This window comes from Acinetobacter sp. AOR01_HL, from assembly GCF_027855455.1.
Classification (GTDB): Bacteria; Pseudomonadota; Gammaproteobacteria; order Pseudomonadales; family Moraxellaceae; genus Acinetobacter; species Acinetobacter baumannii.
The window spans coordinates 55,479-70,495 of record NZ_JAKTIM010000050.1 but is presented as its reverse complement, the minus strand read 5'-3'; the positions used below and the strand labels follow the sequence as shown (position 1 = coordinate 70,495).

The 15,017-nt window shown below is 40.3% G+C and carries 14 protein-coding genes; 8 read left to right on the top strand and 6 right to left on the bottom strand.

Going from position 1 to position 15,017, the window contains the following annotated elements; genetic code table 11:
* Positions 1–35 precede the first annotated feature (35 nt).
* On the top strand, positions 36–1,175 hold the full coding sequence (gene thrC, locus MKL62_RS15220; protein WP_000063593.1) for a threonine synthase: 1,140 nt from the start codon (positions 36–38) through the stop codon (positions 1,173–1,175).
* Between the two features lie 107 nt (positions 1,176–1,282).
* Here thrC and pbpG read toward each other — a convergent pair whose 3' ends face one another.
* Positions 1,283–2,329: a D-alanyl-D-alanine endopeptidase PBP7/8 gene (pbpG, locus tag MKL62_RS15215; RefSeq protein WP_001984577.1), complete on the bottom strand. Its 1,047-nt coding sequence runs from the start codon at positions 2,327–2,329 to the stop codon at positions 1,283–1,285.
* Between the two features lie 212 nt (positions 2,330–2,541).
* Between pbpG and gacA the strand changes: the two genes are divergently transcribed.
* From gacA to MKL62_RS15200, 3 genes are read left to right on the top strand one after another with little or no spacing between them, the layout of a single operon-like run.
* Positions 2,542–3,177 carry a response regulator transcription factor GacA gene (gene gacA, locus MKL62_RS15210; protein WP_000633799.1) on the top strand — a complete coding sequence of 212 codons (636 nt, stop codon included), beginning with the start codon at positions 2,542–2,544 and terminating at the stop codon, positions 3,175–3,177.
* Between the two features lie 10 nt (positions 3,178–3,187).
* The gene (locus MKL62_RS15205; protein ID WP_005129877.1) at positions 3,188–4,756 is read left to right on the top strand and encodes a sensor histidine kinase; all 1,569 of its coding nucleotides are present in this window, start codon (positions 3,188–3,190) and stop codon (positions 4,754–4,756) included.
* A gap of 23 nt (positions 4,757–4,779) precedes the next feature.
* Positions 4,780–6,201 carry a sigma-54-dependent transcriptional regulator gene (locus MKL62_RS15200; RefSeq protein ID WP_005129880.1) on the top strand — a complete coding sequence of 474 codons (1,422 nt, stop codon included), beginning with the start codon at positions 4,780–4,782 and terminating at the stop codon, positions 6,199–6,201.
* Positions 6,202–6,204: 3 nt separating this feature from the next.
* Here the strand turns inward: MKL62_RS15200 and MKL62_RS15195 are convergent, their stop codons facing one another.
* From MKL62_RS15195 to lptF, 4 genes are all read right to left on the bottom strand, one after another.
* The gene (locus tag MKL62_RS15195; RefSeq protein WP_000939107.1) at positions 6,205–7,389 is read right to left on the bottom strand and encodes a S41 family peptidase; all 1,185 of its coding nucleotides are present in this window, start codon (positions 7,387–7,389) and stop codon (positions 6,205–6,207) included.
* Between the two features lie 15 nt (positions 7,390–7,404).
* Complete coding sequence (gpmI, locus tag MKL62_RS15190) at positions 7,405–8,952, bottom strand: 2,3-bisphosphoglycerate-independent phosphoglycerate mutase (protein WP_005129881.1); 1,548 nt, start codon at positions 8,950–8,952, stop codon at positions 7,405–7,407.
* A 125-nt stretch (positions 8,953–9,077) separates the two neighbouring features.
* Positions 9,078–10,148 carry an LPS export ABC transporter permease LptG gene (gene lptG, locus MKL62_RS15185; protein ID WP_000881094.1) on the bottom strand — a complete coding sequence of 357 codons (1,071 nt, stop codon included), beginning with the start codon at positions 10,146–10,148 and terminating at the stop codon, positions 9,078–9,080.
* On the bottom strand, positions 10,148–11,248 hold the full coding sequence (lptF, locus tag MKL62_RS15180) for an LPS export ABC transporter permease LptF (protein WP_030423632.1): 1,101 nt from the start codon (positions 11,246–11,248) through the stop codon (positions 10,148–10,150). The genes lptG and lptF overlap by 1 nt, the downstream gene beginning before the upstream one ends.
* A gap of 143 nt (positions 11,249–11,391) precedes the next feature.
* On the opposite strand from lptF, the gene MKL62_RS15175 reads away from it, so the two are divergent.
* From MKL62_RS15175 to MKL62_RS15160, 4 genes are all read left to right on the top strand, one after another.
* Positions 11,392–12,840: a leucyl aminopeptidase gene (locus MKL62_RS15175; protein WP_000673449.1), complete on the top strand. Its 1,449-nt coding sequence runs from the start codon at positions 11,392–11,394 to the stop codon at positions 12,838–12,840.
* The gene (locus tag MKL62_RS15170; protein WP_005129883.1) at positions 12,833–13,240 is read left to right on the top strand and encodes a DNA polymerase III subunit chi; all 408 of its coding nucleotides are present in this window, start codon (positions 12,833–12,835) and stop codon (positions 13,238–13,240) included. The genes MKL62_RS15175 and MKL62_RS15170 overlap by 8 nt, the downstream gene beginning before the upstream one ends.
* 38 nt (positions 13,241–13,278) lie before the next feature.
* Entirely contained in the window at positions 13,279–13,917 is a 639-nt protein-coding gene (blhA, locus tag MKL62_RS15165; protein WP_002041864.1) for a cell division protein BlhA, read from the top strand.
* Positions 13,918–14,047: 130 nt separating this feature from the next.
* Positions 14,048–14,266: a hypothetical protein gene (locus MKL62_RS15160; RefSeq protein ID WP_005129885.1), complete on the top strand. Its 219-nt coding sequence runs from the start codon at positions 14,048–14,050 to the stop codon at positions 14,264–14,266.
* Between the two features lie 58 nt (positions 14,267–14,324).
* On the opposite strand, the gene MKL62_RS15155 is transcribed toward MKL62_RS15160, so the two are convergent.
* Entirely contained in the window at positions 14,325–14,984 is a 660-nt protein-coding gene (locus tag MKL62_RS15155; RefSeq protein WP_000493866.1) for a riboflavin synthase, read from the bottom strand.
* Positions 14,985–15,017: the final 33 nt, after the last annotated feature.

The window sequence follows — 15,017 nt, the reverse complement described above, 5'->3', positions numbered from 1 at the left end:
CCTCTCCCGCTTCACCTCATAATTGGAACACCATCATGTCTAATGCCAATCGTTATACTGGTCTTGTAGATCGTTATCGTGACCGTTTGCCAGTTTCGGCAACTACTCGTGCTATCTCTTTGGGTGAAGGCAACACCCCTCTCATTAAACTTGAGAATATTCCACGTATTATTGGCAAAGACGTTGAAATTTATGTGAAATACGAGGGCTTAAACCCGACTGGTTCATTTAAAGACCGTGGTATGACCATGGCTGTAACCAAAGCAGTTGAAGAAGGCTCTAAAGCAATTATCTGTGCATCTACAGGTAACACTTCTGCTGCTGCTGCTGCCTATGCTGCACGCGCAGGTATCAAAGCGTTTGTTTTGATTCCGGAAGGCAAAATTGCGATGGGTAAAATGGCGCAAGCCATGATGTATGGTGCGATCACTATGCAAATTCGTGGTAACTTCGATGATGGTATGCGTCTTGTAAAAGAAGTGGCTGATCAAGCACCTGTAACGATTGTAAACTCAATCAACCCTTACCGTTTGCAAGGTCAAAAAACGATTGCTTATGAAATCGTTGAAGCTTTAGGCCGTGCACCTGATTACCACTGCTTACCAGTTGGTAACGCAGGTAACATTACAGCTCACTGGATGGGTTATACCGAAGCAGTAGCTAACCAGCCTGCTGACCAATTTGAACAAGTTGTTTATGACGCTGCGACTGATCAATTCACTGGTCCAAAACCAGAAGGCTTACCAACAATGGTAGGTTATCAAGCTTCTGGCGCAGCTCCTTTCTTACGTGGTGCTCCAGTAGAAAAACCGGAAACAGTTGCAACTGCGATTCGTATTGGTAACCCACAAAGCTGGAATCATGCAAAAGCTGTAGTACGTGACTCTAAAGGTTGGTTCGATGAACTTCAAGACAGCGAAATTTTAGAAGCTCAACGCTTACTTTCTATGTATGAAGGTGTATTTGTTGAGCCAGCATCTGCTGCTTCTATTGGCGGTGCAATCCGTGATATTAAAGCGGGTAAAATTGCTGAAGGTTCTGTCATTGTATGTACAGTAACGGGTAATGGCTTGAAAGACCCTGATACAGCAATCAAACAATGTGCTGATGCAGTGATGTTGTCAATTGATGCAACAATGGACCAAGTAAAAGATTCGATTTTATCTAATATGTAAGATCTGAGTTTTTATAAAAAGCGGCTGTTTAATACAGCCGTTTTTTATGCTTTTTAAATGGCATAAAAAAACGCTTCTTAAAAGAAGCGTTTTTAAAAATAATTAAATTAAATACGTTTTGGCAAATTACTTAACCAACCGAGCAAGTTAGTTGCATCGTTATTACGTGCCTGAGTACTTGGCTCACCCAATAATACAATCACTGCTGGACGTGAGTTCACAGTAGTGTGCATAACTACACAACGGCCTGCTTCATTAATATAACCAGTCTTAGATAAGTTGATATTCCAACCACCATTACGGACTAAAGCATTTGTATTATTTGATTTAAGAACACGATAACCTAAATTAAAGTCATAGGTCGGTGTGGTTGAGAACTGACGAATCAAACCATATTGAGATGCTGTACTCGCCAAGATTCCCAAGTCACGTGCAGAAGATACATTACGCGGATCTAAACCAGTTGACTCATAATAATGAGTTGCATTCATACCTAAAGCACGCGCTTTAGCATTCATTGCCGCCACGAATGCAGCACGGCCACCCGGATAAGTACGCGCTAGAGCTGCTGCTGCCGGATTTTCTGACTTCATAAGAGCAAACAGAAGAACTTCTGCTCGGTTCATTTTATCGCCAACACGAAGTGTTGAGCTTGAGTTTTTCCCGCCAGCCCCAGCAAAATCAATTTGCTCAAGTGTAATTTCTTCAGACATGTTTAAACGGGCATCTGCCGTTACAACTGCCGTCATCAATTTGGTAATAGAAGCGATCGGCACTGATGCGTTGGTATTTTTACTATAAAGTACCTCACCTGTTTGTGCATCCATTACAAGTGCAGCACGTGCACTAACACTCGGCTGGGCGTTATAACCCACAGTATCACGGATTGGAGCAACTTTAGGGGCAGAAGTAATAACTCTTGGCGCATTACTGCCACGCAAAGTTGTGGTTACAGAAGTTGAACCTTGCGGAGTCGGTTCATCATCTTCATCATTTAAAAGTTGACTAGCATCCGCTGCAGACCAATTTAAACTTGCAGTACCAGTACTCCCTGAAGACGGGTTATTGACGAGTTCTGCAAAGCTTGTTGAACTCAAACTAAGCAAAATAGACATGCTTAGCACATGCATTAAAGACTTTTTAGAATTTTTCACGGCACAATACTCGACTCAGGGTGACACACATTTGCGCTTACTATCATTATGCCTTACATTTGAGATATAAGGTATAAAGCTTTTACCGACACAATTGTGCACAACTATTCGCTCACTATAGAAGAATAGGATTGCTAATTTTGTCATTCCATTGCAAGCTTATTTTGCTTTATGTAACAAAAAACTTGTTTTTTGAAAGAAAGGAGGTCTTCTTGATTACAGTTTTAGTTGTCGATGACCATGAACTGGTACGTACGGGTATTTGCCGTATGTTAGAAGATCATGCCGATGTTGAGGTAATTGGACAAGCCGAATCGGGCGAAGAAGCAATTGCTATCGTTCGCCAACAACATCCGCAAGTCGTACTGCTGGATGTCAACATGCCGGGCATCGGTGGCGTAGAAACAACCCGTCGTTTATTACAGACGGCTCCAGAGACGAAAGTCATTGCTGTAAGCGGCCTTGCCGAAGAGCCTTACCCATCTTTATTATTAAAAGCCGGTGCAAAAGGCTATATCACTAAAGGCGCGCCAATTGCCGAAATGGTTCGTGCAATTAATAAGGTCATGCAAGGCGGTAAATATTTTAGTGCAGATATTGCCGAACAACTCGCGAGCTCATATTTATCCGACACTCAACAATCCCCTTTTGATTCGTTATCGGAACGGGAAATGCAAGTTGCAATGATGGTCGTCAACTGTATTAGTGCCCAAGAAATTGCCGATAAACTTTTTGTAAGTGTGAAAACTGTAAATACTTACCGTTATCGTATTTTTGAAAAGTTAGGAATTGATAGTGATGTAAAACTAACACATCTTGCGATTCGTTACGGTTTGATCAAGCCATAACCAAATTTACATGCAATTTCCCTTAAATTCATCCTTGTCCCATACGATTTTTCGTTTGGGCACTTGGTATGGCTTATACCGTCTTATTATTGCGGTTAGCCTGAATATTATTTTGGTTTTAACCGATGCGCAAACTGATAACAGTTTGCAGCAACCTGCCTTATATTCCTACACACTACTCGGCTATTCGCTCTTAAGTCTTGTTCAGCTGTTATGCTTTAAATTTATTGCCACTCAAGCCACGCGACAGCTTATTTTATTTTTTATTGTTGATATTATTTGTCTGAGTTTACTAACTTTTTCTGTGGGTGAACCAAATTTACAACTCAGCTTACTCTATGTAATTGCCATCTTTACCTCGGCGATTTTACTCAGCGCAAGAATGTCTTTGCTGATTACATTGCTTGCGGTTATCGCTGTTATTTACCAACGATTTGTAGGTAGTCTATTTGACTATAACAATCTAAATACTATTGGTAATAGCGCTCTCTTAGCTTTTTTATTTTTTGTGGTTCACGGTATTGGCCAAATTGCTGTGCAGCGCTTTAAATTACTTGAAGCACTCACCTTTCACCAGTCAATTGAACTCTATCAACTCCAAAATATTAACCGTTATATCTTAGAACAAATTGAAGAAGGCTATTTAGTTCTAGATGAGAATTACGACATCGTTGTCAGTAATCCTGCGGCCTGTTCACTCTTGGGTATTCCCCCTCAATTTGCCAATGAAAAATATCCTTTAGCAAAGTGGCATACCGATTTATTTGAAATTTTAAAGTTTGGCGACTTAAAAGAAGGTGACCGATTCATTTTTGAGTCTCGGCTATCGGCGTACTCCATCAACATTAAAGTGCAACACCTTTTGGTCCCACAACAAACGCTAACCCTGCTCATTTTACAAGATGCCCAACAAATTAATCAGCAAGCACAACAGCTTAAGCTTGCTGCGCTAGGGCAACTCTCAGCAAGTATTGCACATGAGATCCGCAATCCTCTCGCTGCAATCGTACAAGCAAATGAGTTACTGAAAGATAGCGATCCAGAACAACAAAATACTTTGCGTCATATGATTGGCAAACAAACCAAACGCATTGATAGTATTGTTCAAGATACTTTAGGGCTTGCTCGTAGCGAAAGAACACATCCTATCCAGATCGATGTAAAACACTTCATAGATACATTGCTCGAAGAAGATTTATTTGACGTTAAACATTCAATTCAACTTAAAATTTCGGATAGTTCTTTAAAATTTTTATTTGATGAAAAACAATTAAGACAAGTCATGATTAATCTGGTGAGAAATGCTTTACGGCATAATGCCCCCGACTCACCGTACATTACGATCAACATTCATTCACAGACAAATAAAATTTATATTGATGTGATCGATTACGGTGAAGGTGTTTCAAAACGTGATATATCTCAATTATTTAAACCATTTTTTAGTACCGAAATTAATGGAACTGGTTTAGGATTATATTTGTCTCATAGTTTTTGTGAGGCGAACCATGCAAAGCTCACCTATGTAGAGCAAAAACAAGGGGCATGCTTCAGAATAGAATGCCCAATAATATATTGATTTTTTATTAGGTTTTTGGGGAAATGGCAGAACAGCAACCACTGGTTTTGCTTGTAGACGATGAAGAAGATTTGTGCCTTTTAATGCAAATGACACTTGCACGAATGGGGATTAAAACACATCTTGCTTATCGGGTTGAACAGGCCAAACAACTCTTCACTCAGTTTCATTACGATGCGTGTTTAACCGACTTAAACCTACCCGATGGGAGCGGGATAGATTTAGTTAAACATGTCTCTCAAAATTATACTAATACTCCCATTGCCGTTTTAACCGCCTACGGCAATATGGATATTGCAATTGCAGCATTAAAAGCAGGCGCTTTTGATTTTGTAAGCAAACCGGTCAACCAAGTACATCTAGATCAATTATTACAAAAAGCCTTGAATCGGCAAAAAGTAGAGCATGATGCTGCCGAGAATGCGTTAGAAAATAAATTATTAATCGGCCGTTCTCTACCCATCCAGCAGCTACGTATTGCAATTAAAAAAATTGCGCGCTCACAAGCACCTGTATTTGTTACCGGTGAGTCTGGAACAGGTAAAGAAGTAGTTGCCAATCTGGTTCATCGGCTGAGTAACCGTAGTGAAGGCCCTTTTATTGCGATTAACTGCGGTGCTATTCCAACCGAACTGATGGAAAGTGAGTTGTTTGGGCATAAAAAAGGGAGCTTTACCGGAGCAACTCAAGATAAGCAAGGCCTCATTTTATCGGCACACGGTGGCAGTTTATTTTTAGATGAAATTGCCGAATTACCTTTAAGTATGCAGGTCAAACTGCTCCGCGCAGTACAGGAAAAAAAGATCCGACCTGTCGGTTCAGATCAGGAAATCGATGTTGATTTCCGTGTGATTAGTGCAAGTCATCAAGATTTAGATTTATTGGTTAGACAAGGTAAATTCCGTCAAGATTTATTCTTCCGTATTCATGTTATGGACCTCATATTGCCACCTCTACGTGAACGTGGCGAAGATGTCCTTTTACTAGCCAATCACTTTATTCAGAAAATTTGTATGGATTGGGAAACGCCACCTAAACAATTAACAGAAGCGGCCAAAACTTATCTGCTACAGCAACACTTTCCGGGTAATGTTCGCGAATTAAGAAATATGATTGAGCGCGCAATTACCTTAAGTGAAGATGCCACGATAGATGTATCTCATTTACATCCTGCTCCTCTAAGAGCGAATATTTATAATCCTTTTGCTTCGGCTGCTCAAAGCATACAAACCACTGTGGCAGCTCCTCAAGTCGTAAAAAAATTACCAAGTGAAGGCTTAGAACGTTATTTAGAAAATATTGAAAAAGATATTTTACTCAATGCCCTCAATATGACTCATTGGAATCGTACCTTAGCAGCTAAAAAATTAGGAATGACTTTCCGCTCTTTACGCTATCGTCTGAAAAAATTTGGCTTAGATACGGAGACAGAACAGGAAGTATAAAATTTACTTTCTTTTTAGAAGGAGATCGGCAACACGATCTAGATAAACTTCTTCTTTCATTTCTGGAGGTAAGGGATAAGTCTGGTTAGGCTGAATACCTTGCCCCTCAATCATATTACCATTTGGTGTGTAGTAATGTGAGACTGTCATTTGTAGCGCTGCCCCACTTGGTAAAGGGAAAAGCTTTTGCACAACACCCTTTCCATAACTTTTTTCACCCATGACCCAAGCACGCTGATGCTCTTTCATTGCAGCAGTAAAAACTTCTGCTGCCGAGGCAGATCGGTGATTAATTAAAATACCAACTTTTATATTTTGGAAATCGTTACCCGGTAAAGCCTGAAATTGCTGGTTGCCTTCTGAACGACTTTTTGTAGAGACAATAATGCCATGATTTAAAAATAAATCGGCTGACTCAACAGCAGCAGATAACAAGCCGCCTGGGTTATTTCTTAAATCAATTAACACCGCTTTTAAACGCGAAGAACTATTTTCTTCAATTAAACGCTTAATCTCATTGGCGGTATCTTGTTGAAATACTCTAATTTTTAATACCAACACCTGATTGTGCAACATCACAGGCTCAATATCGGTTTCAATCTTTTTATTACGGACTAAACTAATTGGACTATTTGACTCTTCTGTTTGTACTTGAAGCGTCGAGCCTATCGATCCATAAAGCAAACCTAGCACCTGATCATGTGTCAGATTTTTAAGTTCCTGATTATCAATCTTTAAAATAGTTTGGCCATTTCTTAAGCCTAGTTTATATGAGTCAGAACCCGTCTTAAGGTCACGAATCATCCATTTATGAACATGTGATTCGGGGCTTAGTACAAAATCAACTGAAGCAAGATCCCCTTCAGTATATTGAATGAGTTGACGGTATTCTTCAGCTGACAAATAGCGGGAGTAACGGTCTAGACCACTGACTAAACCTTTAATTGCCTGTAAAAATAAAGCATCATCCGATTTTTCATCGACATAATTATCACGGACGATTCCATATATTTGTACAAACTGTTGAATAGACTCAATAGGTACTTCTGCATAACTTTCTTCTGACTCTGGGGCATCAGCATGCAGAGGCGATAATTTTTCTTTTACAACAGGGGCTGCAAGAGCAAGCTGGCTGCAACACATCAATACGCTAACAAAAAAAGCTTTATATATATTGTGTTGCAGCATTTAGTCACCTATCGCTTAAGCAGACAATGTAATGAGATTACGACCTTGCATTTCAGCAGGCACAGGAATCTGCATTAAGTTCAGAATGGTCGGTGCAACATCAGCAAGCACGCCACCTTCTGCAATCGTTGCTTGGGTTGGACCCACATAAATAAAAGGAACAAGCTCTGTTGTATGCTGAGTATGAACCTGACCACTTTCATAATCTTGCATTTGTTCAACATTACCGTGGTCAGCCGTAATAAGCATATGGCCTTTTTTCGCCATTACAGCTTCGTATACACGACCTAAACATGTATCAACTGCTTCAACAGCCTTAACTGCAGCATCAAATACGCCTGTATGACCGACCATATCACCATTGGCATAGTTCACAACAAGTAAGTCGTACTCACCCGAGTTAATTGCTTTGACTAGCTCATCAGTTACTTCATAAGCACTCATTTCAGGCTTTAAGTCATATGTCGCAACGTTTGGCGATGGAATTAAAATACGCTTTTCACCTGGATATTCGTCTTCACGACCACCACTAAAGAAGAAAGTCACATGGGCATATTTCTCAGTTTCAGCAATACGTAATTGCGTTTTACCTAAAGAAGATAAATATTCACCAAGCGAGTTCTTTAACTCTTCAGGCATATATGCCACAGGTGCATCAATGCTTGCCTGATAACGCGTCAACATGACAAATTTAGAAAGGTTCGGTACAACTTTACGCTCAAAACCTGCGAAATCTTTTTCAACAAACGCACGCGTAATTTCACGGGCACGGTCAGCACGGAAATTCATAAATACAACGCTATCGCCATCTTGAACTTTAGCGATCTCACCAATACGGGTTGCTTTTACAAACTCATCATTTTCATTTGCAGCATATGCAAGCTCTAAGCCTTCAACCGCAGTAGTTGCAGTACGAACAGCTTCACCTTCCGTTAATAAACGGTAAGCCTGCTCAACACGATCCCAACGGTTATCACGATCCATTGCAAAGTAGCGACCAATCATGGTTGCAATACAGCCCTTGCCTTCATATTGAGCGAATAAAGCATCTAATTTTTCTAATGAAGGTTGAGCACTACGTGGAGGAGTATCACGACCATCAAGGAATGCATGTAAGTAAACTTTCGCACCGCGTTTTAAGGCAAGTTCACACATCGCCACAATATGATCTTCATGTGAGTGAACACCGCCTTCAGAGAGTAGGCCCATAATATGAACTGCGCCACCCGCTGCTTTTGCTTTTTCTACGGCATCAACCAATACTTCGTGCTCAAAAAAAGCACCAGTACGAATATCTTTAGTAATACGTGTGAAGTCTTGGTATAACACTCGGCCAGCGCCAAGGTTCATGTGACCAACTTCAGAGTTACCCATTTGTCCATCAGGTAAACCAACATCTTCACCAGAACCAGAAATGAGACTATTTGGATGCTTTGCTTTCATTGCAGTTAAATTCGGGGTTTTTGCTGCAAGAAAAGCATTATCTTCAATCGCTTCACGGTGTCCAACACCATCCATAATGACCAGAACGTGAGGGATCTTGCCAGCAGTTGCATCCGTCATAATCAATTTCTCTTTTGTCTACAATTTCATCGCAATATCTTACCGAATTTTCGGTGAAGACTCTATTTTTTCCTATGGCTTTCCCCAATGCTCCTCATTGAGAAAGCCATTCATATACTTTCAATTTAACGGGCCCGATAAAGCAAATAACTTCCGGCACCAAACATTAAAATAATAGGCATGAGTACAAACCAAGCTGGTGAAGGCGCGTATACCAAACTTGCGTAGCCCAAGAAGTCTTGTAAATAATAAAAGCCTAAACCAATGAAGAGTGCGATCACCAAACGGAAACCCATCGACTGTTGACGTAGTGGACCAAAAATAAAAGAACAAGCCACTAATACAAGAGTAATGAGTGAAAATGGAGAAGCGACTTTTTGCCAAAAAGCTAATTGGTAAGTTTTCGGTACTTGGCTATATTCGTCCATATAGCGCATAAAACTAATCAGCTGACTTGGAGACAAGTCCTCAGGGTCTAAAGTCACCATGTGTACATATTTAGGCTGTAGAGCCAAACCTAAAGACTGCTGATCATGATTATTTAGTATCGAATTACCATCTGTAAGAATGTCCATCTGGCTAGCTTTTTGTAAAGTCCATTGACCATCCTGGATAAACTTTCCTTGCTCTGCATTAATTAAAGACTGTAAATGGTAGTCTTTGTTAAAGTCTACGACCTGGATATCTCTTAAATTTCCTTGTGAGTTCGCATAATCAATATAAATAAAACGTTGCCCTTCTCGTGACCAATAACCTTTCACTTCACCTAAAGCAGCAACTGATCGATGGCTTTTGACACTTTGCGCTTTCTCATTTGTATAGGGAACAACCCACTCACTTAGAGCAAAAGATAAAACAATAAGTAGCAAAGCTGAGCGCATAACCCAACCTACAATACGCCATAAGCTAATCCCGACCGAACGCATCACGATCAGCTCACTATTGGATGCTAAAGCGCCTAACCCAATCACAGCGCCAATTAAGGCCGAGATAGGTAAAATTTCATATAGATAGCGAGGGGCACCCCATAACACATAGATAAAAGCTTGCCATGCATTATAGTCAGGTTTTAGCTCACCTAATTCACCCAGATAAGTAAACAGGATTTGCAAAACAGACAAAACAATGGTGGTACCAAACATTGCGAGCGCAGTGGTTTTCGTCACATATTTGGCGACTATTCGACGTGCTAACATTATAATTTCACTCGCTTAATCTGTTTCTTGATTTTCGGCCCTAATTTCTGCTTACGTGAAAATAAGGCAGCTGCGATTGCATAAACCAATAAAGCCACTGGATAAGCCCAAATATCCAGTTCTCCTTTACTTATACGAATTTTAATTGCAATCATGAGTACGATCAAACTCGCGAAAATAAAGATAGATGGAATAAGACGATAATAACGACCTTGTCGCGGGCTTACTTCCGACAATGCCACAGATAGCATCAAGGCAATAATAATGGTAAACGGACCAAATAAGCGCCAGCCCAACTCACTTCTTACGACCGGATCATTTGCTTTAGAAAATAGTTTTGATGTGGAAAGTGCTTCTACATCGCCACTCTCAAACTTAACATCTTTGTCATTTTCTAAACGTAGACGATAAGACTGGAACTCTGCTTGTGTATATTTTGGTTGTCCCGGGAATATTTCATAGCGACGACCTTGAACGAGATCAACGACATTGGCGGTGTCATTTGCAACTTCTACACGAGTCGCCTCTTTTGCCAAAATCATGACATCTGGCTTGCCTTCTTTGGCTGCACGCTGATAAAAGAAAATATCTTTAAGGTTTTTTCGATCTTCCGACAATGAACCTGCATAAATCGTATAAGGTCCAGAAGAAATAAACTCTCTTGGTCGCACCAAGTCAAACCCTGTACGCACTGCTTGGGTTGTAGTTAATTTTTCGAATTCACGAAGTCCCCACGGCGTCATCCAAAGCATAAGTACGGACTGACACACCATATAAACCAGTGTCATTGGAATAAGTAAGCGCGCTAACTGATGACGACTTACCCCACTACCATTCAATACGGCCATTTCATGGTCAACATATAAACGACCAAACACCAACATTAAACCAATAAAAAACCCAAGTGGTAAAATGAGGGTTAGAAATTCAGGTAAACGATATCCAATGATGCTAAACAAGATACTGGCATCTAGCCGCCCCTGTGCCGCCACACCAAAGTATTTGATCAGACGACCACCCATCATGATTAAGGTCAATAATGCAATGACCACCAATGAGGTAGAGACAACTTGCTTGACGAGATAACGCCGAATAATCAAATTAATACTTCCAAAAGGCTAATCGGGACGAACGCTAGTTTACCCGAATGTTAAAAATATAAAACCGCACATTGCAACGCTATGCTTGAAAGTGTTTCAATGTTTTAATCCAACATAACTTTCTATAGGCAATCACGGCAGCCATGAAATTTACAACTTATACAACTTTTCCTGAACAAACATCTAATGAATCTTTGTGGATTTTAGTTGATTCAGAACAGCTACAAAGCAATCTCAATACATATCAAATCAATAATCTAGAAAGTATTCTTACAGCAACTCAATTTAAAGCCAACTTCAATGAAACGTTGCCATTATTTGGTCAACTTAGCACTCAGCCCCATAGCCAATTACTTGGTTTAGGAAAAGCAGCTGAACTTCAAGCAGCTAAGTTAGCAAAATTGGCGCAAACCATTATCAAGTCGGCACAAAATAAATTTAAGCATATCGCAATTGATATTGCTGCGTTACCTGTCGAATACCATTATTTATTTGCATTAAGCTTAACTCAAGCAGCTTATGGTTATGATGAGTTTAAATCGAAAAAAAATGAATTTGTGTTACAACAAGTTGATTTAATTAGCTCACAAACCAGCCTTGATGAAAATCAACTCGCTTTAGTACATGCCGTACAATCTGGTCAGTCTTATGCTCGTGACTTAGGAAACCGACCAGGTAATATCTGTTTCCCTGAATATCTGGCAGAACAGGCATTAGCTTTAGCGGCAGAATTCCCAGACTTACTTAAAGTCACTGTCTTAAATGAGCAACAAATGGCTGATTTAGGCATGTATGCATTTCTTGCAGTCAGCAAAGGGTCTGAGCGTCCGGGCCGTATTGTGACTCTTGAATACCAAGCACAGCTTGAACAAGCTCCTGTCGTACTTGTCGGTAAAGGCGTAACCTTTGATACAGGCGGTATTTCTTTAAAACCAGGACTTGGCATGGATGAAATGAAGTTCGATATGTGTGGTGCAGCTTCTGTACTCGGCACAATCCGTGCTTTATGTGAGGCACGTCTTCCAATCCATGTTGTGGGTGCGATTGCAGCTGCGGAAAATATGCCTTCAGGTAAAGCAACTCGCCCAGGCGATATTGTAACAACCATGAGTGGTCAGACCGTTGAAATTTTAAACACTGACGCTGAAGGCCGTTTAGTCCTTTGCGACACCTTAACGTATATCAAACGTTTCAATCCGGCAGTTGTGATTGATATCGCAACATTAACTGGTGCTTGCGTAGTTGCGTTAGGTAAAGTACTGAGTGGTTTATTCTCTCCGGACGATACTTTGGCAGCTGAACTCCAACAAGCTGGTGAGCAGTCATTTGACCGTGTATGGCGCATGCCAGTGATTGATGATTATCAGGAATTACTGGACTCTCCTTTTGCAGACATCGCTAACATTGGTGGACCACACGGCGGCGCAATTACAGCAGCCTGTTTCCTTGAGCGTTTTACTCGTGACTATCGCTGGGCTCACTTAGATGTTGCCGGAACAGCATGGTTATCAGGCTCAGCAAAAGGCGCAACTGGTCGTCCAGTACCGCTACTTATGCAATTCTTGGCTAACCGTGTAAGTACGAATGGCTAAAGTTAGCTTTTATCTGTTTGAAACCAGTGAAGAACGGCAAGTCGATAGTGCTTGCCGTTTATGTCGAAAAATTTTACTAAAGCATTCACAAATCTGGTGGTATTGCCCAGATGTGCAGTTACAACAAACACTTGATGAAAAATTGTGGAGCTTTGATCCGACCAGCTTTATTGCCCATGGCGTTGATCAGGTAGATGCGGCAGTATGTGTTTCGGCTAAACAACCTTCTGAACAAGGTTGGCTGGTATTTAATTTTAACAATCATGCACTTGAACAAGTGAATCATTTTAGCCACATTATAGAAATTGTTGAAAATAATGAAGCAGCCAAGCAAATTGGCCGAGAAAAATTTAAAATGTATCGTCGTTTAGGTATAGAACCTCGAACCTTTAAATTATAACGCGCTAAAATGTAAATACTGTTGAGCAAAGGAGAACTGTGGTGGCATTAAATGTCGGGCAAGATTTTAAAAAAAGATGGTTAAATGCGCCTGAAGCTGTCCGTCATGCTTATCAACAGGATTTAGCTCGTATTTGTGATTTATTAGAGCCTCAGACCCCTATTCAACTGTGGGTTTTAAATGACGAAAAAGCTCAGTTAGAATCACAACAAAATATTGAAAAGGCATATGCTGACTTAAAGGCAGAGTTAATCGAGCAAGCGCGAATTCGTCGCCAACTTGCGTTAGAAAAAGCTCTTGCAGATAAGCGCGCAAAGGAAGCAGCTTATGCTGCTGAATTACAGGCTGACGAAGTTCGTAAATTTAGTGAACAAACGGAAGCTTTGCAGGCTTTACGCAGTCATTTAGAACAAGAAGTTGCTGAATATACTGCACGTTATCAGAAAAACCCTGAAACGCCAGCAATTGACTATTCTTCTGGTGCAAAACTTAGCATTACTGACGATCAGATCTTATCTGAGCTTGAAAGTGTACGCGTTCGCCTAGAACTTGAAGCTGAAAGCTTAATTGAACAGGCGGTAACAGTTTTCCGTGCCAAACTGCATGCTGCGGCTCAAGAAGAAATTGAATATATTTTAAAGAATTCTAACTTTTCTGATGAAAAAATAGAAAAGTAAAGTTTTAATATTCTTCCTGTCATAAAAATGACATTTAATTGTCACAAAATGGTCATGCATAATATTCTTATGGTTCAAGCAATTATAAGAATAAGTCATGATTATTTATGAAAATTAATGAGGGTAAGAAATGGACATTCCGCATCAGATTTCAACGCAAATTGAGCAACTTAATCAAGGCGAGCAATGGACCTTCTCAGCACAAGAACTTTATATGAGTCATAACGACTTTAATTCGCTTTCAATCTTACTCACACGAGCATCGGAAAAAGGCGAATTTTCAATTACTCGCACTCAGCATAATAAACCTTGGGTCGGCACATACTCAGTTACTCTCACCAAGCATTAATTTTTAAAATAAAAAACCGGAACGTATGTCCGGTTTTTCATTTTGGTAATTTAAAAGTTTATTTTAAAAAACCATTTTCAGCTAAGAAGGCCATACTAATATTTGATTCGGTTTTCTGTTCAGCAGCTTTATCACCTAGTAATAAGCGTTCGATATAACGTGCTAAAACATCAACTTCAAGATTGACCTTGCTACCCACTTGCCACGTTCCAATATTAGTACGCTCTGCTGTGTGTGGGATGAGGTTTAAACTTAAAATATTACCGCGTAAATGATTAATCGTTAAGCTAATACCATCTACAGTTACTGAACCCTTCTCTGCCAGATATTTAGCAAGTTCTACAGGCGCAGTCACTTCAAAATAAATTGAGCGAGCATCTTCACGTACTAGGGTAATTTCACCTACACCATCAACGTGACCACTTACAATGTGCCCACCAAAGCGAGTGGTCGGTAACATTGCCTTTTCAACATTGACACGTTGACCCACTTTCCAGTTACCTAAAGTCGTGCGGTTTAAACTTTCACGAGATACATCAGCCGCATACCAGTTATCACCCCACTCAATCACTGTGAGGCAAATCCCGTTAGTTGCAATTGAGTCACCCAAATGTACATCAGACATATCCAAATCGGTTTGAATACGTAAACGCACATCGCCACCTACACTTTGCAGGCTTTCTACTTTACCTAAACTTTCAATAATGCCTGTAAACATGGCTCAATCTCCAAATCTTTTACACTGCTTAAA

Excerpts from the sequence above, each read along its gene's own strand:
- thrC (WP_000063593.1), top strand. The coding sequence starts at position 36 with ATGTCTAATGCCAATCGTTATACTGGTCTTGTAGATCGTTATCGTGAC.
- MKL62_RS15205 (WP_005129877.1), top strand. The coding sequence starts at position 3,188 with ATGCAATTTCCCTTAAATTCATCCTTGTCCCATACGATTTTTCGTTTG.
- MKL62_RS15200 (WP_005129880.1), top strand. The coding sequence starts at position 4,780 with ATGGCAGAACAGCAACCACTGGTTTTGCTTGTAGACGATGAAGAAGAT.
- MKL62_RS15195 (WP_000939107.1), bottom strand. The coding sequence starts at position 7,389 with ATGCTGCAACACAATATATATAAAGCTTTTTTTGTTAGCGTATTGATG.
- gpmI (WP_005129881.1), bottom strand. The coding sequence starts at position 8,952 with ATGACGGATGCAACTGCTGGCAAGATCCCTCACGTTCTGGTCATTATG.
- lptG (WP_000881094.1), bottom strand. The coding sequence starts at position 10,148 with ATGTTAGCACGTCGAATAGTCGCCAAATATGTGACGAAAACCACTGCG.
- MKL62_RS15175 (WP_000673449.1), top strand. The coding sequence starts at position 11,392 with ATGAAATTTACAACTTATACAACTTTTCCTGAACAAACATCTAATGAA.
- MKL62_RS15170 (WP_005129883.1), top strand. The coding sequence starts at position 12,833 with ATGGCTAAAGTTAGCTTTTATCTGTTTGAAACCAGTGAAGAACGGCAA.
- MKL62_RS15160 (WP_005129885.1), top strand. The coding sequence starts at position 14,048 with ATGGACATTCCGCATCAGATTTCAACGCAAATTGAGCAACTTAATCAA.
- MKL62_RS15155 (WP_000493866.1), bottom strand. The coding sequence starts at position 14,984 with ATGTTTACAGGCATTATTGAAAGTTTAGGTAAAGTAGAAAGCCTGCAA.